The following is a 20092-nucleotide window of genomic DNA, read 5'->3' as shown; positions in this document are numbered from 1 at the left end:
GCCTCACCCAGAGTGCTGGATCTGTCGCGGAAAGCTTATGTGTCCGCGGTGTCCTTACGGGCCGGAACCTGCTCTTCTGGGAGGTTCCTTCCCTGGGTGTGCTTGCGGTCCATCTGGCGCCATTCCGGGCGGAGCCCGGCGAGGTTCGTGGTGAGGAAGTAGGTGACGCCCGCCGTCACCAGTGCGGGCAGGAGGCCGAAGGAGGAGACCGCCGCTCCGGCAACCAGGCCGCCGAGTGGTATGCCCATCCATGCCAGCGAGGTGCCCAACCCCCGGACACGGCCGAGGAGTCGGCGCGGTATGCGTTCGTAGAGGACGGCGCCCAGTATCGGGTTGAGGAATCCGGCGCCGAAGCCGCTGGGGAAGAAGACCGTCAGCATCGCCCATACCGGTATGTCGAAGGCGAGTATCAGGAAACGGGGCGCACCGGCCAGCAGGAAACCCGCGAAGAAGACGATGCGGCGCTTGAGCCGGTGGGCGACGGCCGCCGCCACCAGGCTCCCGGCGACCGCCGAGAGTCCCCAGACGGTGCCGATGAGGCCGACGGCGGCGGGGCCGTTGCCGGACTCCTTCGCCCATACCGGCAGCAGGACCGAGGAGAAGGCCGCGTCCAGCAGATTGGTGATCGCGATCATCGCGGTGACGGTGAGGAGCAGCGGGTCGCGCCGCAGGAAGCGCATGCCTTCGCCGAGGCGTCTCCAGTAGCCGGGGGCGTCCTCGTCGTGTCCGGGGTGTTCGGCGCCGCGGCCTATGCCGCGCGGGACGACGAGGGCGATGACGACCGAACCGGCCGCGAAACAGGCCGCGTTGACGGCCAGTCCGGCCAGCGGACCGAGGAGTGCGACGAGCGAGCCGCCCGCGGCGGGGCCGACGGTGAAGGCCAGCCGCTCGGTGACTCCGGCGAGCCCCGTGGCGCGCTCCAGCGGTATCCGGCCGCGTTCCGCCGCCTCCGGGATCATCACCTCCTTGGCGAGGTCGCCGGGGGAGCGTGCCGTCCCTATGACGGCTACGAGCGCCAGCAGGACGGGGAAGGACAGCAGGTCCGCGGTGTGGAGCGCGGGGATCGTCAGCGCGGCCGTGGCGCTGACGGCGTCCGCCGACCAGGAGACCGTTCTCGGTGAACTGCGGTCCAGCAGCGGGCCGATGAGCGCCTTGACCAGGACGTAGGGGGCCATCTCGCAGAAGGCCACCAGTCCGGTGCGTGTCGCGCTGCCGGTGGTGACGAGCACGAACCAGGGCAGGGCGATGACCGATATGCGGGTGCCGGTGAGGGCCAGCGCCATCGCGGTGAGCACACCCGCGAGGGGGCGCAGGGACCGCGTCGCCGTCGCCGTCACTCCGGGCCCGCCGGGGCGGCGTCCGGCCCGTCCGGGATGCGTTCTGCGAGCCCCGCCGGGGCGGTGTCTTCGGGCCCCTCCGGGGCGGTGTCCAGTTCGGGGAACAACTGCGTGACGAGCATGACGCGTTCGGCGCCGTCCGGGGCCGGGGTCCCGGGGGAGTCGCGCCGGTAGCGGCCGATGACCTCGGCCAACTCCTCGTAAAGGGAACGGCTTTCGGCCGGTGTCAGCCGCAGCGCCCAGTCGCTCATGTCGGCGACGGCGCGCCAGGCGCGCGGCAGCGTGTGGTACTCGTTCACCGCCCGCTGCGCCCGAAGCGTGTATGCGGCGGCGACGGAGTGGAGATACGTCAGCGTCGCCTCCGGCTCCTGCTCGGCCAGGTCGATGTCGTCGAACCGTGTCGAGCGGTGGACCGAACGCCACCACCGCTCCCGGGCGTTGCCGCGTTCGGCGTCCTCCTCCACGAAGCCCGCGGCGTCGAGCTGGCGCAAGTGGTAGCTGGCCGTACCGGAGTTGACCCCCAGCCGCTCGGCGAGGCGTGTGGCCGTGGACGGCCCGTGCTTGCGCAGCAGTCCGACGAGCTGCACGCGTACGGGATGTGCGAGTGCACGCAGCCCCTTGGCGTCGAGTACGACGGCGTCCCTCTCGGCGCCGCGATCCATGCCGGTCATGGCTGGAAGCCTAGAAGCCGGAGAGTTCTTTGCAAAGAGTCCTTTGCAAAGGGGTGTTGGTGGTTTTCCCTACGGTGGTGATGGCATCGTCCGCTCATGCCGTTCGACCACAACGACCACTACCACCGGCTGCTGCTGCGCCATGTCCCGTACGGCTGCCGCACGGCGCTGGACGTCGGCTGCGGTACGGGCCGGTTCGCGCGGAGGCTCGCACAGCGGGGGATCGAGGTGGACGCGGTGGACCGGTCGGCGCAGGTGATCGAGGCGGCCGTGTCCGCCGCGCCGGACGACGAGGCCGGGAACCGCCCGCGTTTCCGCCTGGCCGACGTCACCAGCGCCCAACTGCCGCAGGGGCGCTATGACTTCGTCTCCTGCCTGGCGAGCGTTCACCACATGCCGTTCCGCCCCGCCGTCGAGGCTCTGCGCGGCGCGCTCGCCCCCGGCGGCACCCTCGTCGTCCTGGGCTGCTACCCCGAGCGGTCGCCCGTGGACTACGCATGGAGCGGGGCGGCGATCCCGGTGAACGCGGTGGCGCGTGCCGCGGTCGCCGTACGGGAGCGGTGCGCCGGCGGCCGGTCCGTACTGCCCCGCCTGTCGCCTGGCGTACCGCCCCGCGTACGGGCTCCCGTCGCACGGCCCGAGGTGCCGCTGAAGCAGATCCGGCAGCAGGCGGCCGAGCTGCTGCCCGGGTCCACGGTCCGCAGGCTTCTCTTCTGGCGCTATCTGCTGGTCTACCGCAGATGACACGGACGGATGCGCGTCGTGCACAGGGACCGCAGGACATGGGCGCACGCGCCTCCCAACGCCGCTGCCCCGCACGGCCGTTGAGGCAGCCTGCCGCTGCCCGTCGCATGTCAGACGCTCAGCGGGACCGCGCCCCGTATGAGGTCGGCGGCCCGTTCGGCGACCGCGATGACGGCCGCGTTGGGAGGCGCGTGCGGTACGGCGGGCAGCACGGAGGCATCCACGATCCGCAAGCCGTCCACGCCTCGTACGCGCAGCAGCGGGTCGCAGACCGACGCCGGGGAAGAGCTCATGGCGCAACTGCTCGTCGGGTGGAAGAGGGTGTGCACCGTCGAGCGGACCCACTCGGCGACGTCCCGGTCTCCGGGGACGTCCTCGCCGGGCGTCAGCCCCGCGAGCGGTTCACGCGCGGCGATCCGCCGGGCCAGCCGTACGCCGGTCACCAGCACGTCCAGATCCCTCTCGTCGGAGAGGAACCCGGGGTCGATCGCGGGAGGCACCGCCGGGTCGGGCGAGCGCAGTGAGACGCCGCCGCGGCTTCGGGGCGCCAGGGCCGCGACGAGCATCGTCATCCGGCGCTCCGTGGGCATCCGAAGTCCCTGGTCGATCACGGGAGTCGGCATGGCGCCGAGCAGCAGATCGGGCGCGGCGAGGCCGTCTCGGCTGCGAGTGAGGGCCAGGGAACCGCCGCCGTTGGACGCGAGCGGACCGCGGCGCAGCAGCAGCCAGGCCAGCATGTTCCGAAACGTCGCCTGTTCCCAGAGGTTGCGGGTGTGCGGCAGGTGCCACATCGGGGTGCACAGCGGATGGTCCTGGAGGTTCGCGCCGACGTTCGGCGAGGCGGCGACCACGCCGATGCCGTGAGCGCGCAGCGCGGCGGGCGGGCCGATGCCCGAAAGCATCAGCAGATGGGGCGAGTTGACGGCGCCGCCGCACAGCACGACCTCCCTGGCGGCCTCCGCCCGCAGCTCCCGTCCTTCGTGCAGGTAGCGCACGCCGCGCGCCCGGCGGCCTTCGAAGTCGACGCGGGTCACGAACGCACCGGTGGTGACGGTGAGGTTGCCGCGCCCGGCGGCGGGCCGCAGATAGGCGTCGGCGGTGGACCAGCGCCTGCCGCGGCGCTGAGTGGTACGGAACAGCCCGGCGCCGCCGTCCGGTTCGGCCGCGTCGAAGTCGTCGGCGGGTGCCAGTCCCTGTGCCCTGGCGGCAGCCACCCAGGCGTGGTGCAGGGGATGTACATGACGCTGGGGTTCGACGCTCAGCGGCCCGTCCTCCGCCTTGCGGAAGTACGGGAGGAGGTCGTCGTAGCCCCACCCGGTGCAGCCGTGGTCGTCGCGCCAACCGTCGTATCCGGCACGGTGACCGCGGACGTACAGCGTGCCGTTGACGGAGGAGCTGCCTCCGAGGGTGCGTCCGCGCGGATAGTAGAGGGCCCGTGTGCCGGTGGTGGAGTAGTCCCAGTCGCGCTCGGACTTGAACAGCGCGAACATCGCGCCGGGCACCGCGATCTCCCTGGCGTCGTCGGGCGGCCCGGCCTCCAGCAGCAGCACCCGCGTCGAGGGGTCCTCGCTCAGCCGTGCCGCCAGCACGCAACCGGCGCTCCCGGCGCCGACGATCACGTAGTCGTACACGCTGTCCCCTCGTGCAGGATCGACTTGCACTCCAGATAGGACTCCAGGCCCTCCGGCCCCAACTCCCGTCCCACACCGCTGCACTTGTAGCCGCCGAGCGGCGCGCACGCCTGGACGCCGTAGGTGTTGACGCCGTATGTGCCGGTGCGGACGCGGCGTGCGACGGCGAGGCCGCGTTCCCTGTCCGCCGTCCACACCGAGCCGGCCAGGCCGAACTCGCTGTCGTTCGCGATGCGTACGGCGTCGTCCTCGTCGTCGTAGGGGATGACCGACAGCACCGGCCCGAAGATCTCCTCACGGGCGATGCGCATGTCGTTGGCGACGTCGGCGAAGACCGCCGGCGTGACGTACCAGCCGCGGGGGAAGGGGCGTTCGCCGCCCGTGACCAGGCGGGCGCCCTCCTTGCGGCCGAGTTCCACATAGCCCTCGACGCGTTCCCGCTGCGACTCGCTGACCAGCGGCCCCAGTTCGGTCGCCGGGTCGGAGGGGTCACCGGTGCGCATGGCGCGTGCCGTCTCCGCGAGGGCGTCGACCACCTCGTCGTAGCGGGCACGGGAGGCGAGGACGCGGGTCTGCGCCACACATGTCTGGCCGCTGTTGATCAGCGCCGCCGTCCGCAACGAGCCCATGGTGGCGGTCAGTTCGGCGTCGTCGAGGACGATCGCGGCGGACTTGCCGCCGAGTTCGAGCGTGCAGCGCTTGAGGTGCTCGCCGCAGACCGCGCCGATGCGGCGGCCCGTGGCCACCGAGCCGGTGAACGAGACCATGTCGACGCCGGGGTGCGCCACGAGGTGTGCCCCGGCGTCGGCGCCTCCGGGAACGATGTTGACGACCCCCGGCGGTATCCCCGCCTCCTGGATCATCTCCGCCAGCGGATAGCAGTCGAGCGGCGCGAGCGGCGACGGCTTCACCACGGCCGTGCACCCGGCCACCAGTGCCGCCGCGAGCTTGCCCGCGACGACGATCTGCGGCCCGTTCCACGGCACGACAGCCGCCACCACGCCCACCGGCTCGCGACGCACGGTGACCGTGCCCATGGGCGCCGCCCGCTCGTCCTCCCACGTGAAGCCCGCGCCCAGCTCCGCGAACCAGCTCCATACGGCCTGCGCCTCGCCGACCTGCCCCAGACGGGAGACGGTGACGGGGCAGCCCATCTCCTCGGTGATCAGCTCAGCGACCTCGTCGCGGCGCTGCGCGAGGAGTCCGGCGATCCGTCCCACGGCGGCGGCCCGCTCCCCGGGGTCCGTGTGCGGCCAGGGCCCCTGGTCGAAGGCCCGGCGGGCGGCGGCCACCGCACGGTCGATGTCCTTGCGCGTCCCGGCCGGTGTGCGGCCGACGACCTCCTCGGTGTGCGGCGAGATCACCTCCAGCGTGGCCGTGCCCGTGGACTCGGTCCAGTCACCGTCGATGAACAGCCGGTCGTGGACGGTCATTTCCGTGCTCCCTTCGCTCTGCCGACGAGGCTGCGGCAGACAGGACGCGGAGGCGTTGCACAGGGCTGCACGACCCATGTCCGACGCTGCACGAACGCCCTCGGCGGGCCACGGAGCAGGGTCCTGACCGCGCCGGGATCGCTAGCCTGGAAGACGTCAGGGGGATGCCGAGCCAGGGCGGTTTCGATGAGCCTCGTCTTCCGGGCGGACGAAGAGCCGGCCGCGTCGCGTGTGGAGCGCCTGCGGCACGCCGTCGGCGACACCGTCGCGCCCATCGACGTACGGCCCTCGCTGGACGACGGTGAGATCGCCGACCGCATACTGATGAAGGAGATCGGCTCGCTGCGCGTCGTAGCCGCGACCCTCTCACCGGGCAGCGCGCTGCGCACGCCACGGCTGATCCGCCGCTCAGACCCCGAACTGTGCAAGATCGACCTGGTCGTACGGGGGCGGCTCGTCGTCGAACAGGGCGGCCGGGAAGCCTCGTTGGGCCCCGGAGACTTCGCCTTCGTCGACCTGTCGCGGCCGTGCGGCTGGTCCAACGCCTCGATGAGCCAGGGCGTCGCCGTGATGTTCCCCAGGTCGATGCTGAGGCTGCCGCCCAGGGACCTCACGCGGCTGACGGCCCTGCGCATCCCCGGCGACGAAGGCACGGGTGCGCTGCTGTCCGCTCTCGTACGGCAGTTGCCCCAGCACGTCGAGCACCAAGCCGCGGACGGGGCCAGGCTGGGCGGCGCCGTGCTCGATCTGCTGTCGGTGGCGATGGCGGCCAGGCTGGGGGAGGACGTACGGCGTGTGCCCCTGGAGCCGCGGCAGCGCGCGCTGCTGGCCGACGTCTACGCCTTCATCGAGCGGCGGCTGGGCGACCCGGAGCTGACCCCGGCGGTGATCGCCGCGGCACACCACATCTCCGTCCGCTACCTCTACAAGCTCTTCGAGCCCGAAGGCACCACCGTCTCGGAGTGGATCAGACGCCGCCGCCTCGAAAGCTGCCGTCGTGACCTGCTCGATCCGTCGCTGGCCCACAGGCCGGTCGGTGCGATCGCCGCGCGCTGGGGGCTGCCCAACGCGGCACACTTCAGCAGGCTCTTCCGCGACGCCTACGACGTGCCGCCCGGCCGGTACCGGCTGGAGCGCGCAGGCCCGGTGGTCTGAGCGCCCGGCGGTCCGAGCCCTCGCCTGTCCGAGATGACGCCTGTCCGAGACGACGCCGTTCTGAGCCCCGCCGCCGCACCGGACTCCCGTGACGTTGCCGTGCCCGTGAGTGCGCGGGCGCGCAACCGGTGTACGTCCAGCGGCAACGACGCGAGCGGCCGCCTCCCCCGACACTGAACGCGGCGAACACACAGGGAGGTTGCGCCCGATGCCCGACGAGGACCACTACGCGAAGCTGCTGCGGCGGCACATGGACGTCGAGAACGCCCACCGGCTGGAGGAGACGCTGGCGACGCTGACGGAGGACTGCCGCTTCGACGACCGTGCGCTCGGGAGGGTCTACGAGGGCCACGGCGGGGCCGCCGAGTACTACGCGATGTGGTGGGACGCCTTCGACGTACAGGTGAGTGCCGAGGATCTGCGCTTCACGTCTTCCGGGAGGGCGGTGGCACGTACCTGGTGGCGGGGCCTGCACGTCAAGACGTTCCTCGGCCTCCCCGCGACGTACCGTGAACTGGAGCTGCCCGTCGCGATCTTCGTGACGCTCAGGGACGGCCTCATCGCCGGGGAGCAGCTCTACTGGGACCGCATGACGCTCTTCGAGCAGCTTGGCGGCGTGGGCCTCCCGGCCCGGTGAGCGGCGTGGGAGACATGAGCGGCGTGACAGACATGAGCGGCGTGACGGGGGTCCCGGTGCTGGTCGTCGGCGCCGGACCGGCCGGGCTCGCCACCGCCCTCGCACTGGGCCGCCACGGCACCGCGTGCGTGCTCGTGGAGGCACGTTCCGAGGTCGGCGGCCACCCCAGGGCCACGGGAGTGCGCACCCGGACGATGGAGCTTTTCCGTCAGTGGGGCATCGAGACCGCCGTGCAGCAGCAGGCTCTTCCGTCGCCGGACGGCCCGGAGTTCGCCTGGGTGCACACGGTAGCGGGGGAGGAGATCGGGCGGCTGGTCGTCGGAGGCGGCCTCGACGACCGGCTGTCCCGTCTCCGCGCCTCCCCGACCCGTACGGTCTTCTGCCCGCAGGACCGCATCGAGCCGGTGATGCTCGACGCGGTCCGCGCGCAGCCCTCCGTGGGCGTGCGCCTCGGCACGGAGGTCACCGGACTGGAGATCCACGAAGAGGGCGGTGTCACAGCGACGCTGCGCGATGTGCGCACCGGCGCGGTGCGGCGGCTGCGCGCACGCTACGCCGTGGCGTGCGACGGCGCGGGAAGCCCCGCACGGACCTCGGCGGGCATCGCCATGGAGGGCTCCGACCTGGCGGCGGAGTTCCTCAGCGTCTACTTCGAGGCGGATCTTCGTCCGTGGGTCGGTGCGACGCCGCCGATGCTGCACTGGATACTCAACTCCCGTTCCAGCGGCGGCCTGATCACCCTCGACGGCCGTCACCGGTGGCTGTTGCAGGCGGCCCAGCCGACCGCGGGTCCGCACGGCGAGGACCGCTGCGTAAGGCTCGTAAGGGGACGCGGTCGGCGTCGACGATCTGGACGTACGCATTCGCAGGGTGCTGCCGTGGCGGATGAAGTCACAGGTCGCCGGGGTCTTCCGCAGGGGGGATCTGTTCCTGGCCGGGGACGCCGCGCACCGCTTCCCGCCGACTGGCGGCTTCGGCATGAACTCCGGCATCCAGGACGCGCACAACCTGGCGTGGAAGCTCCACCTCGTACTGGAGGGGCGGGCCGGGCCCGGACTGCTGGACACCTATGAGCAGGAGCGGCGGCCGATCGCGGAGTTCAACAGCAGGCAGAGCAGCCAGAACGCGGCGACGCTCGCCGAGACCGGCTTCGGGCCCGGCGTCTACGACGTCGCCGCCGAACTGGAGAGCGCCGACGATGAGTCGGCACGGGAGGCACGGCGGCGCATCCGTGCGGCGCTGCCCAGGCAGCTCTCCCAGTTCGACGCGCTCGGTCAGGACCTCGGCTTCCGCTACGAAGAGGGGGCGCTGGTCCCCGACGGCGTGCCGGTGCCGTCCGCCGAGGAGCGGCAGCTTCGCTTCACGGCGCTGGCCGGGCCGGGCTTCCGTGCGCCGCACCATGTGCTGCACCGCGACGGGCGGGCGCTGTCCACGCTCGATCTGTTCGGCGACTCGTTCGTGCTGCTCGCGGCCTCCGACGGGGGCGGCTGGGTACGGGCGGCGCGCGAGGCGGCGGCGGAGCGGCGGCTGCCGCTCGGCTGCCGACGGATCGCGCCCGACGGGGAGTTGGCGGATCTCGCGGTGGGTGTCGCTGCGGACCTCGGGGCGGGGCCCGCGGTGGAGGCCGCTGCTGGACCCGTCACATGGGAGGCGGCCTACGGCACCGGTCCCTCGGGTGCCTGTCTCATACGTCCGGACGGCCATGTCGCCTGGCGTACTGACCGGGCCGCGCCCTCGTCGGCGGCGCACGTCCTGGGCGCGGTCCTCGACCGGGTGCTTCACCGCAGGTGAGCGGGGCACGGTGAGCGTGCCGGCGGCGGCGCTGCCGGTGGACGCGGCGGCGGAGTAAGACGGCTCAACGCGGCCGGGCGGGGCGGGACTTGGGACGGGACCGACCGACGAGGGCGGGGGCGTAAGAGGACTTGCGGGCCTACGGGGGCCCGTTGGAGGGGGCGGCCGGCCGGTGTCCCGCGCGGGGACGCCGGCCGGCCGGGGGCTCGTTCGCCGTCGACAGCTTTCCTACGCGGTGGACAGAGCGTCAACTCTGCGGCAGGCGAGGGGAGTCGGAGCCGCTGACGCCCAACGCCTCCTCGCCGCGTGCGCAGTTCTCCCGCAGTTCGGCGAGTACCCGCTCGGGCAGGCGCAGCGAGGAGCCCAGGCGGCCCGTGCCGTCGAGCAGTTCGTCGCCTTCCTCAAGCCACTCCGCGAACGGCTGCACGCCGATGAAGTCGGCCAGCCGTGCCAGCTCCTGCCGGGGCGCGTCCAGCAGACGCTCGTAGGAGAGCGACGTGCGCTGCCCGGCGGGGATCTCCGAGAGCGATTCCACGCCCTCGCAGACGAGTTCGGACCACAGGGTGCCGAACTCCGGCACGGGCATCTCCCGGTCCAGCACGAGCGACGGATCGTAACGGGGGCTGAGCAACGGGGCCAGATCGTCCGGGAGTTGCTTGATGTGGTCGTCAGTCAGCTCGGACGCGGACTCCACGCCGGAGCGGCGGACGATCTCACGCAGCAGGGAGATCATCCGGTAGCCGTTGTGGCGGCTCATCGACAGGGCGCAATCCGGGCCGTGGCGGTACAGATGCACGAAGCGGGCCTCGGGGAAGAGCCTGTGCAGCAGTCCGACGCGGTGCAGCGAGTATCCGGAGCGCTCGACGGCGGCCTCCCTACCGCCGATCCGGGAGGCGATGGCGCCGAAGAGGGCGTGCCACTGCTGGGGCGCGGGCCGCTCGGGCCAGCCGCGCACCTCCGGCTCCAGCGCGTCGAGGAAGGCGTCCGGATCGTCGCTGAGATGCGGCAGCGCCATCATGCTGATCGCGGGGATGCCGGTCGTCTCGGCGTCGTAGCGCCACTCGGGGTGGCGGCTGTAGATGAACTCGGGCAGCGGGGTGCCGCTGCGCACCATCGTGTCGAAGACCGGCATCGGCTCGCGCAGGCATCGCCAGAACTCCTCGCCCGTCAGCGGCTGTTCGGACAGGGCGGGCGGGCCGTCGATGGAGGCGTACAGCTCGTTGAGGCTGAGCACGTCGGGATGCAGCCGCAGCACCTGTGACAGCGCCGTCGAGCCGCTGCGCCCGGTGCCGACGACGAAGGTCAGGGTCTTGATGCCCGTCCGCACGGTGGTCTCCTCCCCCTCGGCCCGTCCGCCGCGGCGGGCCGTTCGGCTACTGATCGCCACCAGTCTCACCTTCGCGGGCACCGGGCGTCCCGGTATCGCTCGTGATCACACGAAGGGGTCGCGGGGCGGTCGTCCGCGTGGTGGAGTCACCTCGTCAGTGAGCTGGGCGAGATCAGGGAGGCCAGGGAGATCACGGGGACCAGGCGGACGAGGGTGCCCAGGCGGACCGGGGAGACGAGTGGAGCGCTCGCCCCGTCCGGCGGGCGCCGTCACCCCAGCAGTGACGCGATCTCCTCCGCGCAGGCCCGCAACGCCGGTACGTGGCCGTGGAGTTCGTCCCACGTGGTGAGCACGACGGTGGCGCCGAGCGATACCGCGAGCCGGGGACGCAGACCGCCGTTGAGATCGGGGACGACGGTGGCGATGGAGCGCACCCCGACCTCGTTCTCCTCGTCGACCTCCGCCCAGCCCCGCTCCCTTACGAGGGCGAGCCGCTCGCGCAGCGCCTCCGGATCGGTGACCGTGTGCTTCGTGGGCGAGGGCAGCCCGGCGCCGAGCAGCGCCGCCAGCTCCTCCTCGGGGAGCAGCGAGGCGAGGGCCTGGCCCATGGACGTGGCGTGCCAGGGGTTGCGGGTGCCCTCGGCGCTGCGCAGTTGGAGGTGCTGGGTGCCCTCCGCGCTGAGCACCAGCAGCACCTCGCTGCCGTCGAGGATTCCGGCGATGGCGGGCAGTCCCGTACGGGCGGCGAGGCGCCGCATCGGCGCGGCGGCAGCCGAGTAGCCCGCGGGGGAGCGCTGGAAGCCGCGGGAGAACTCCAGGACGCGTACGCCCAGCGAGTAGCGGCGGGTGTCCTCGTCGTAGGCGACGAAGCGCTCGGCGGCCAGCCGTCCCAGCAGCCGGTGTGCGCTGCTGACCGGCAGGCCCGCGCCGCGTGCGGCGGCACTGACGCCCATGCCCGAAGGGTGGTCCGCCAGTACGGTCAGCAGGCGCAGGCCCCGGCCGAGCATGTCGTCGCCGGGCGGTGCGGTCACCGTCGTGCTCCCTCGAAGTGTCGTGTGCGGCAGGGCCGTTCGGGGCCGGGGCCGCCCCGGGCGTAACCGTCCGGCCCCTGTGCGGCCCCTCGCTCGGCGGCCCGTCGCCGGTCGTCAGCCGCGTCCGCCGCCGCTCGCCGCCGTGGGGGCGGCGGTGTGCGGACGCCCGCTCACCGTACCGGTAGCGGACGGCGTCACCTTCGGCTCCCGTACGCCGAACATCAACGCGGCGGAGACCAGCGTGCACGCCGCCATGAAGCCGAAGGCGCCCGCGTCGCCGAGCGGCGTGCCGCGCACCCAGCCCACGAGATAGGTGCCCGCGAACGACCCCAGCGCACCGAAGGAGTTGACGGCGGCGACGGCCGCGCCCGCGACACCGGCCGGTGCCAGCTCCGAGACGAACGCGAAGTACGGGCCGTAGGGCGCGTACATGCACAGCCCGGCGACGGTGAGCAGCGTCAGCGCGAGGGGGAAGTTCGCGCCCGCCAGATACGAGGCGAACAGCGCGAGCGCGCCCGTGGCCAGCCACGGCCACACGGCCGCGCGGCGGCGCCCGGTGCGGTCGGACATACGGGAGTTGACCAGCATCGCGACGACGGCGAAGGCGTAGGGGATCGCCGAGATCAGCCCGGTCGCGCCGATGCCCTCGCCGGAGGCCTTCTTCACGATGGAAGGCAGCCAGAAGATGAAGCCGTACATGCCGAACGACCAGAAGAAGTACTGCGCCGCCAGCACGACGACCGGACGGGAGCGCAGCACCTTCTTGTAGTCAGCCGCGCCGGCCCGCGGCGCGTCGGCGGTGGTGGCAGGGGCGCCGGTGCCGCCCGGTACGCCCGGACCCTGCGAACCGTCCGCAGCGGCGGCGATCTCGGCGCCGGTCAGGGCCGATCCGGGTGACTCGGCGGTCGCCCGCTGCTCGGCGGCGAGCGCCGCACGCAGCTCCTCGCGGTCATGGGCGCTCATCCAACGGGCCTCGTCCGGGCGGTCCTTGATGAGCTTCAGGCACAGCAGACCCCAGACGACGGACGGCAGCCCCTCGACGACGAACATCGTCCGCCAGTCCGAGACCTCGATCAGCCAGCCGGAGAGCACCGAGAGCCACATGACCGTGATCGGATTGCCCAGGATCAGCAGGGTGTTGGCCCGGCTGCGCTCGCCCTTGGTGAACCAGCGGCTCAGCAGCAGCACGAGCGACGGCAGCACCGCGCCCTCCACCACGCCGAGCGCGAAGCGCACCGCGATGAGCTGCCCCGGGCTGCTGAGCACGCCCTGCGCGGTCGCGAGCAGACCCCACGCGACGGTGGAACCGGCGACCATGCGGCGCACGCTGCGCTGCTCGGCGTAGATCGTGCCGGGGATCTGGAAGAAGAAGTAGCCGAGGAAGAAGGAGGCGGCGATCAGGGAGTCGAGGCCCGCGGACAGATGCAGTTCCTCGGCCATGCCTCCGGCCGAGGCGATCGCGTAGTTGGACTTGTCGAGATAGGCGAGCGAGTACGTGATGAACGCGATCGGCATCAGATACCGGGCGCGGGTGGACGACCAGAAGCCGACGCTTCCGGCGCGGGAGGGAGACGCCGCTGTCATTCCCGACCCCCCTTTTTTTCAGTGAGATGAGGTGTTTCCGTGAGATGGAAAGTGTTTCACTAGGCGGGAAGGACACTACGAGTGCGTGCTTGCCGGGTCAATGGCATGGCCACGGACGAAGACCGACGCACGGACGAAGGACGATTCGAAGGAGAGGTCCGCCGATGCCCTCGACGACCGAGACCACGGCCACGACCCCGGCGACCGGCGCCGCCGAGTCCGCCGGGCCCGCCGTCCATGTGCTGCTGCCCTGGGCGGGCCTCGACGTACGGCACGGGCCGTGGCCCGCGAACGTACGGGTGCACATCTGGGACGGGCACACCCCCGTCGACGAACTGCCCGCCGAGACAAGGGAGTCGGCCGAACTGTGGGTGATGCCCTACGCGGTGCCGGGCGCGGAACGACTGCTGCCGGAGCTCACCTCCGTACGCGCCGTGCAGTCGCTCAGCGCGGGCGTGGAGAAGCTGCTGCCGCTGATGCCCGAGACCGCGTGCCTCTACAACGGCCGTGGCCTGCACGACGCCGGGACCGCCGAGCACGCCCTCGGACTGATCCTCGCCGCCCAGCGTGAGCTGCCGCGCTGGGCCGAGGACCAGCGGGCCGGGCGCTGGGAACCGCACTTCACACGCTCGCTCGCCGGCTCACGGGTGGCGGTCGTCGGCTACGGATCGATCGGGCAGGCGCTGGAGCGGCGGCTGCTGGCGTGCGAGGCGGAGGTCGTACGCGTCGCCAGGCGGGCACGGCCCGAGGAGGACGTCCATCCCGTCACCCGGCTGCGCGAGTTGCTGCCGGAGGTGGACATCGCCGTCCTCGTACTGCCCGAAACCCCCGCCACGGCGGGCCTGTTCGGCAAGGACGAACTGGCGGCGCTGCCCGACGGCGCGCTCGTCGTCAACGTCGGCAGGGGCGTGACCCTTCAGACCGGGCCGCTGCTGGAGGAGGTACGCGCGGGGCGGCTGCGTGCCGCGCTCGACGTGACCGATCCCGAACCGCTGCCGGGCGACCACCCGTTGAGGCAGCAGTCAGGCGTGCTGATCACTCCCCATGTCGCGGGCGGCTCGGGCCTGTTCCGTCCGCGCGCCGAACGTCTCATCGTCGACCAGGTGCGCCGCTACGCCAGCGGGGAACCGCTCGCCAACGCCTGTCCACGGGCCTGACCCGGCCTTGGCCCGAAGGGGCCGCCGGATCTGAGCGCGGGCGGCCGTCCATGGGCGGCCGCCCCGGCGTCGCTAACTGGACGCGGAGGGCGGCTGCCCGGCGCCCCCTCGGGGCCTCAGCCCCGGGCACCAGCCCCTGCGGGTCACGCTCGTCCGGTGTCCACGGGCGGGCGGCGGGATGCGGCCGTGCAGCACCCACCCCTCCTCGGCACGTGCCCAGTGGAGGATCTCCTCCTCCCATGGGCGGTTGAGCAGGTTGATCCGCTCCCAGATCTCGATCTGCTCCTCGTGGAACTCATGGAGTCTTCGCCAGAGATCCTTCAGCACCATGGGAATCACCACCGGCCTGATGTTCGGAGGCTCTTCGCTGCCGGGCGTGCCCGCGAGGCGGCTTCGTGCAATCAAAGTACGACTGCCGACGCCCGGGGTCCACGCCCGCGCACGCCGTACGGGCACCTTCGGGCCACGGCAGCCCGACGCCGCCCTCTGCTTGCCGACTGCCCCCGGACGACGGCCGCTTGCTCCGTCCTGGTCCCCGTCGCCCGGGTGTCAGTCCGGTTCAGAGACCGCCCGCCGCGTCCAGGATGCGTTCCGCGACCCGTACCGAATCCACCAGCGGATGAAGCGCCAGCGCCCGAAGCGCCGCCGGGCGCGAGCCGTCGGCCGCCGCCTCGATCGCCGAGCGTTCGACCGCCTTGAGCTGGAGCATCAGGCCCAGTTGGTCCGGTGACACCGCGCCCGCGGAGAGGGGACGGGCACCGCCCGCGTCGACCAGGCACGGCACCTCCACCACCGCCTCGGCGTCCAGGCCCGAAACCGCCGTGCGGTTGGGCACGTTGAGGATCAGCGTGGTGCGCTCGTTGCGGGAGACCGCGCGCATCAGCGCCAGCGCCACCCTGTCGTAGCCGCCGCCGTCCAGGTCGCAACTGTCGCGCTGCCAGCCGCCGGTGGCCTCACGGCTCTCGGCCATATAGGTCTCCTCGCGTTCCCTGCGAGTACGGTCCCAGGCGGCGTACGCGGCGGCTGCCTCGGCCGATCGGGACTCCTCGTAGAACCGCGACTGCTGCTCGTGCAGGAACTCCCCGCGCGTGGCCCGCGATCCACGCACCGCGTCGACGGCCTCGCGGTTGAAGTAGTAGTAGTGCAGATACTCGTTGGGCAGCGCGCCCAGGGCGCGCAGCCAGCCGGCGCCGAAGAGCTTGCCCTCCTCGAACGACTCCAGCCGCGCGGGGTCGGCCAGCAGCGCGGGGAGGACGTCACGCCCGTCGACGACGACGCGTCGCAGCCAGCCGAGGTGGTTGAGCCCCACGTAGTCGTAGTCGGCCCGCTCCGGGTCTGCGCCCACCGCGCGGGCCGCACGGCGGCACAGGCCCACGGGGGAGTCGCAGATGCCGATCACCCGCTCGCCCAGGCCCCGTTCGCGGAAGACGCGGCTCATCGCCTCGGTGACCATTCCGGCCGGGTTGGTGAAGTTGATGACCCAGGCGTCCGGGGCGAGTTCGGCGACGCGTTCGGCGATGTGCACGGCGACGGGCAGCGTACGCAGCCCGTAGAGGACACCGCCGGCGCCCACCGTCTCCTGGCCGAGCACGCCCTCGGCGAGCGGAATCCGTTCGTCGCGCGTACGTCCCTCCAGGCCGCCGACGCGGATCGCGGAGAAGACGAAGTCGGCGCCGCGCAGGGCCTCGTCGAGATCCGTCGTGGCCTGTACGGCGGGGGCGGGGCGGCCCCTGTGGCGTGCCGTCTGATGCGCGAGTACCGCCGTCACCGCGCGGAGGCGGCCCGAGTCGGTGTCGTGGAGGACGAGTTCGGTGATGCGGCCCGCCTCGTCGCCCTCGTCCTCCAGCAGCGCCCGGTACACCAGCGGCACCCGGAATCCGCCGCCACCCAGCACGGTCAGCCTCATCGGCCCTCCATCTCAGCTTTCGCCTCCGCGGCCGTCGTCTCCGCGGCCGTCTCCACCTCCACCCCGGCCTCGCGGAAGAGCGCGAGCGTCCCGGGATCGGAGGTGCGATTGGTGATCAGGGTGTCGACGTCCCCGGGCCCGCAGATGCGGGCCGTGCCTTTGCCGGGGAACTTCCGCGCGGTGGCCAGCAGCGCCACGTGCCGTGCCGAGCCCAGCATGGCCTGCTTCACGGGCACTTCGACGTCGGTGGTGTCCAGCACGCGTCCGTCGGGCAGTACGCCGCTGGTGCCGAGGAAGAGCCGGTCGGCGTAGAGCTGGGTCAGGCTCGACCGGGTCAGATTTCCCACCAGCGAACGGTAGTTGCGGCGCACCTGGCCGCCGAGGAGCACGAGCGCCACCTCCGGGTCGTCCTTCAGCTCCTCGTACACCGCGAGGTTGCTCGTCACCACGGTGATGGCGCGGCCGTGCAGCCGCCGGGCGAGCTGAAGAGTCGTGGTGCCGATGTCGAGCAGCACGACCTCCCCGTCCTCGACGGTCGCCGCCGCCCGCCGGGCGATCGCGTCCTTGTCCTCGCGGTCGTCGACCTCCTCCTCCGCGAAGGGCCGCTCGACGGGGCCGCGGGCGACGGCGCCGCCGTAGACGCGGGTCAACAGGCCGGCGTTGCCGAGGTCGTTGAGGTCGCGGCGCGCGGTGGCCTCGCTGACGCCGAGGCGCTGTGCGATCTGCCCGACGGGCAGCACGCCCTCTTCGCGGAGCAGTCTCAGCAACTGCTCGTGCCGGGTGTCGCGCAACATGCCGGGCAATGTAGCGCGACTGAGCGTCTTTGCGCGAGTGTGACCGGGGTCTTGCACTCAACGCCTCTGACGTGCAAGGTGTCGCTCAAAGAATCGAGGGTTCCACGGCTGCCGTGCGGCGCTGCGCCGACGGCAGGGCAGAGCCGTGGGACCGCAGAAGGGGCGGGAAGATCAGCAGTGAGCACGACCGGGAGCGCGCAGCCGGCGCCGACTTCAGCGGCTCTGGACCCGCTGTCGGCCCTGCGCGGCGACGGCGGACCCGAGCAGGACGTCTTCCTGACCGGCACCGTCTTCCTCGACATCATCTTCACCGGGCTCGACCACGCACCCGTGCGCGGTACCGAGTCCTGGGCGCGCGGCATGGGTTCATCACCCGGCGGCGTCGCCAACATGGCAACCGCCCTGCGCCGCCTGGGACTTCGCACCTCGCTCGCCGCGGCCTTCGGCGACGACGTCTACGGCGACTACTGCTGGGAGTCGCTGGCCGACAGCGAGGGCATCGACCTCGCCCCGTCCCACCGCGCACAGGGCTGGCACTCGCCCGTCACCGTCTCCATGGCCTACGAGGGCGAGCGCACGATGGTCTCGCACGGCCACGAGGCCCCCGCCCCCTGCGTGCGGTCCGCCCAACGCCCGCGCTCCCGCGCCTGCTTCACCGATCTGGCACCCGGACGGCTGGAGAGCTGGGTACGCGAGGCCCACGACGAGGGCAGCAAGATCTTCGCCGACGTCGGCTGGGACGACACCGGCGCCTGGGACCCCGACACCCTCGCCGACCTCTCCTACTGCCACGCCTTTCTGCCCAACGCGGCCGAGGCGCAGCACTACACCCGTACCGCCAGTCCCGAGGAGGCCGTACGGGCGCTGGCCGAACTGGTGCCCATCGCCGTGGTCACCAAGGGCTCCGGCGGTGCCGTCGCCGTCGACTCGCTGAGCGGCGAGAGCGCCGACCTTCCCGCACTGCCCGTGGAGGCCCTCGACCCCACGGGCGCGGGCGACGTGTTCGTCGCCGGTTTCATCACAGGGACGCTCGCGGGCTGGCCGCTCGCCGACCGGCTCGCCTTCGCCAACCTCACGGCGGCGCTCTCCGTACAGCACTTCGGGGGCTCGCTGTCCGCGCCGGGCTGGCCGGAGGTGTCCGCGTGGTGGCAGTACGCCACCCGCTGCGGCGGACAGAGCGAGGACGTGATGCGCCGTTACGCCTTCCTGTCCGATCTGCTTCCCGGGGCCAACCGTGGCTCGGCGCTGCGCCGGGCCACGCCCACCATCGGATTCCGTGCGCCATGACCGACGCCCCCGTGCGGAGGCGGGCCGAGTCGGCGGTGGACGCCGAGAGGAGACTTCCATGCGCTCTGAGCGAGTGAGGGGCACGAGCCCGCACAGCCCTCCGGCACGCCGCAGGGCACCGGCACCGAGATCGGCACCGGCGCCCTCCCGCAGGGCCCGCCCACGCCGGACGGCCCTGCTCGTACTGGCCCTCGGCACCGCCCTTTCGGCCTCGGCCTGCGTGCCCGGGACCGACGGCTCCGGCGCGGCGGGCGCGGGCGTGCCCGGAGCGGCGGCCACGTCGAAGCCCGACCCGTCCAAGGCGGGGAAGGCCACACTGACCGTCTGGGACCAGGAGGTACGCGGCGGCCAGAACGAGGAACTGGAGCGCCTGAACGCCGAGTTCGAGAAGAAGTACCCCAACGTCCGCATCAAGCGCGTCGCCCGCAGCTTCTCCGACCTCAAGACGACGCTGAAGCTCGCCATATCGGGCAACAAGCCGCCGGACGTCATCCAGGCCAACCAGGGCTACCCCGACATGGTGGCCTTCGTGAAGGCCGGTCTGCTCACGCCGCTCGACAATTACGCGGGCATCTACGCCTGGAACACCCGGTATCCGTCGACGCTGCTCAACCTCAACCGGGTCTCCGCCGACGCCCGCGACTTCGGCACCGGACGCCTGTACGGCATCTCACAGACCGGCGAGTACATCGGCGTCTACTACAACAAGGACGTACTGGAGAAGGCCTCAGTGGAGCCCCCGGAGACCTGGGGCGAGCTGACGGACGCGCTGCCGCGCCTCAAGGACGAGGGCGAACTCCCCGTCCAGTTCGGCAACTTGGACAAGTACCCCGCGATCCACACCTTCGGAGTCCTCCAGAACCAGGCCGGCGGTGCGGAGGAGACCCGCGAGAGCGTCTTCGGACGCGGCGACGGCTTCGACAACGAGCCCACGAAGGAGGCCGCACGCACCCTCGCCGACTGGAGGAAGCAGGGCTACATACCCAAGGGCGCCAACGGAACGGGATACGACGACGCGGCTAAGAAGTTCGCCGACGGCAAGGGAGCGTTCCTCATCACCGGCACCTGGCAGCTCCCGGACCTGAAGAAGTCCATGGGCGACAAGCTCGGCTTCATGCCGCCGCCGCCCGTCGAGAAGGACGCCGAGCCCGTCACCACCGGCGGCCAGGGCCTCGCCTGGTCGGTCACGTCCAAGTCCCGCCACCCCGAAGTGGCCGCCGCCTACCTCGACTTCATCACCAGCAGGCACGCGGCCGACGTGATGACCGAGGAGGGCGTGCTGCCCGCCGTGCCCGGCAAGGCCGCCCGCGACATCCCCGAAGGCAGCGTCGACGCACAGATGGTGAAGGGCTGGGAGCAGCTCAACGCGGCCGACGGCCTCGTGCCGTATCTAGACTACACCACGCCCGACTTCTACGACTCGCTCTCCGCCGACCTCCAGGGCGTCATCGACGGCTCGCTCACGCCCGGCGAACTCTCCTCGAAGATGCAGCGCTCCTACAGCGGCTTCCAGGAGAAGAAGCGCAGCGAAGGGAAGCCGGAGCGGTGAGCGCCGCACCCACGGCACCCGGCGCCTACGGACCCGGCGGGACGGACGCGACGGAGAC

The 20092-nt window shown here is 72.1% G+C and carries 17 protein-coding genes and 1 pseudogene; 8 read left to right on the top strand and 10 right to left on the bottom strand.

Going from position 1 to position 20092, the window contains the following annotated elements; genetic code table 11:
- Window positions 1–35: 35 nt before the first annotated feature.
- Together MMA15_RS03105 and MMA15_RS03100 are read right to left on the bottom strand one after the other, a co-directional pair.
- Window positions 36–1283 (bottom strand): MFS transporter, encoded by a 1248-nt coding sequence (locus MMA15_RS03105; RefSeq protein ID WP_241062947.1) that lies wholly within the window; start codon window positions 1281–1283, stop codon window positions 36–38.
- A 50-nt stretch (window positions 1284–1333) separates the two neighbouring features.
- Window positions 1334–2008, bottom strand: a complete 675-nt coding sequence (locus MMA15_RS03100; RefSeq protein WP_241057384.1) for a winged helix-turn-helix domain-containing protein — start codon at window positions 2006–2008, stop codon at window positions 1334–1336.
- Between the two features lie 96 nt (window positions 2009–2104).
- Between MMA15_RS03100 and MMA15_RS03095 the strand changes: the two genes are divergently transcribed.
- Window positions 2105–2752 (top strand): class I SAM-dependent methyltransferase, encoded by a 648-nt coding sequence (locus MMA15_RS03095; protein WP_241057383.1) that lies wholly within the window; start codon window positions 2105–2107, stop codon window positions 2750–2752.
- A gap of 110 nt (window positions 2753–2862) precedes the next feature.
- Here the strand turns inward: MMA15_RS03095 and MMA15_RS03090 are convergent, their stop codons facing one another.
- Both MMA15_RS03090 and MMA15_RS03085 read right to left on the bottom strand, forming a co-directional pair.
- Entirely contained in the window at window positions 2863–4383 is a 1521-nt protein-coding gene (locus tag MMA15_RS03090) for a GMC family oxidoreductase (RefSeq protein ID WP_241057382.1), read from the bottom strand.
- Window positions 4368–5816: an aldehyde dehydrogenase gene (locus tag MMA15_RS03085; protein WP_241057381.1), complete on the bottom strand. Its 1449-nt coding sequence runs from the start codon at window positions 5814–5816 to the stop codon at window positions 4368–4370. Before MMA15_RS03085 ends, MMA15_RS03090 begins: the two co-directional genes overlap by 16 nt.
- Before the next feature lie 186 nt (window positions 5817–6002).
- Here MMA15_RS03085 and MMA15_RS03080 point away from each other — a divergent pair, with 186 nt between their 5' ends.
- From MMA15_RS03080 to MMA15_RS27760, 4 genes and pseudogenes are all read left to right on the top strand, one after another.
- Window positions 6003–6971 (top strand): AraC-like ligand-binding domain-containing protein, encoded by a 969-nt coding sequence (locus MMA15_RS03080; RefSeq protein ID WP_241057380.1) that lies wholly within the window; start codon window positions 6003–6005, stop codon window positions 6969–6971.
- A gap of 208 nt (window positions 6972–7179) precedes the next feature.
- Window positions 7180–7608 (top strand): ester cyclase, encoded by a 429-nt coding sequence (locus MMA15_RS03075; protein WP_241057379.1) that lies wholly within the window; start codon window positions 7180–7182, stop codon window positions 7606–7608.
- A 14-nt stretch (window positions 7609–7622) separates the two neighbouring features.
- Window positions 7623–8366, top strand: a pseudogene (locus MMA15_RS27765) (FAD-dependent monooxygenase); the annotation flags it as partial.
- A gap of 127 nt (window positions 8367–8493) precedes the next feature.
- On the top strand, window positions 8494–9399 hold the full coding sequence (locus MMA15_RS27760; RefSeq protein ID WP_277400000.1) for an FAD-dependent monooxygenase: 906 nt from the start codon (window positions 8494–8496) through the stop codon (window positions 9397–9399).
- Window positions 9400–9646: 247 nt separating this feature from the next.
- On the opposite strand, the gene MMA15_RS03065 is transcribed toward MMA15_RS27760, so the two are convergent.
- The 3 genes from MMA15_RS03065 to MMA15_RS03055 form a co-directional block, all read right to left on the bottom strand.
- The gene (locus MMA15_RS03065) at window positions 9647–10786 is read right to left on the bottom strand and encodes a sulfotransferase (protein ID WP_241057378.1); all 1140 of its coding nucleotides are present in this window, start codon (window positions 10784–10786) and stop codon (window positions 9647–9649) included.
- Between the two features lie 209 nt (window positions 10787–10995).
- A complete protein-coding gene (locus tag MMA15_RS03060) occupies window positions 10996–11757 on the bottom strand; it encodes an IclR family transcriptional regulator (protein ID WP_241057377.1) in 762 nt (253 codons plus the stop codon).
- 114 nt (window positions 11758–11871) lie between these two features.
- Window positions 11872–13341, bottom strand: a complete 1470-nt coding sequence (locus MMA15_RS03055; protein WP_241057376.1) for an MFS transporter — start codon at window positions 13339–13341, stop codon at window positions 11872–11874.
- A gap of 164 nt (window positions 13342–13505) precedes the next feature.
- Here MMA15_RS03055 and MMA15_RS03050 point away from each other — a divergent pair, with 164 nt between their 5' ends.
- Entirely contained in the window at window positions 13506–14498 is a 993-nt protein-coding gene (locus MMA15_RS03050) for a 2-hydroxyacid dehydrogenase (protein WP_241057375.1), read from the top strand.
- Window positions 14499–14570: 72 nt separating this feature from the next.
- Here MMA15_RS03050 and MMA15_RS03045 read toward each other — a convergent pair whose 3' ends face one another.
- The 3 genes from MMA15_RS03045 to MMA15_RS03035 form a co-directional block, all read right to left on the bottom strand.
- The gene (locus MMA15_RS03045) at window positions 14571–14840 is read right to left on the bottom strand and encodes a hypothetical protein (protein WP_241057374.1); all 270 of its coding nucleotides are present in this window, start codon (window positions 14838–14840) and stop codon (window positions 14571–14573) included.
- Window positions 14841–15057: 217 nt separating this feature from the next.
- Window positions 15058–16404: a 6-phospho-beta-glucosidase gene (locus MMA15_RS03040; RefSeq protein ID WP_241057373.1), complete on the bottom strand. Its 1347-nt coding sequence runs from the start codon at window positions 16402–16404 to the stop codon at window positions 15058–15060.
- Entirely contained in the window at window positions 16401–17198 is a 798-nt protein-coding gene (locus MMA15_RS03035) for a DeoR/GlpR family DNA-binding transcription regulator (RefSeq protein WP_241057372.1), read from the bottom strand. Before MMA15_RS03035 ends, MMA15_RS03040 begins: the two co-directional genes overlap by 4 nt.
- A 177-nt stretch (window positions 17199–17375) precedes the next feature.
- Between MMA15_RS03035 and MMA15_RS03030 the strand changes: the two genes are divergently transcribed.
- Together MMA15_RS03030 and MMA15_RS03025 are read left to right on the top strand one after the other, a co-directional pair.
- A complete protein-coding gene (locus tag MMA15_RS03030; protein ID WP_241057371.1) occupies window positions 17376–18485 on the top strand; it encodes a carbohydrate kinase family protein in 1110 nt (369 codons plus the stop codon).
- A 58-nt stretch (window positions 18486–18543) separates the two neighbouring features.
- A complete protein-coding gene (locus tag MMA15_RS03025; RefSeq protein ID WP_241057370.1) occupies window positions 18544–20034 on the top strand; it encodes an extracellular solute-binding protein in 1491 nt (496 codons plus the stop codon).
- Window positions 20035–20092: the final 58 nt, after the last annotated feature.

It is taken from the genome of Streptomyces marispadix, from assembly GCF_022524345.1.
GTDB classification, from domain to species: domain Bacteria; phylum Actinomycetota; class Actinomycetes; order Streptomycetales; family Streptomycetaceae; genus Streptomyces; species Streptomyces marispadix.
This window is presented reverse-complemented; position numbering and strand designations above follow the sequence as displayed.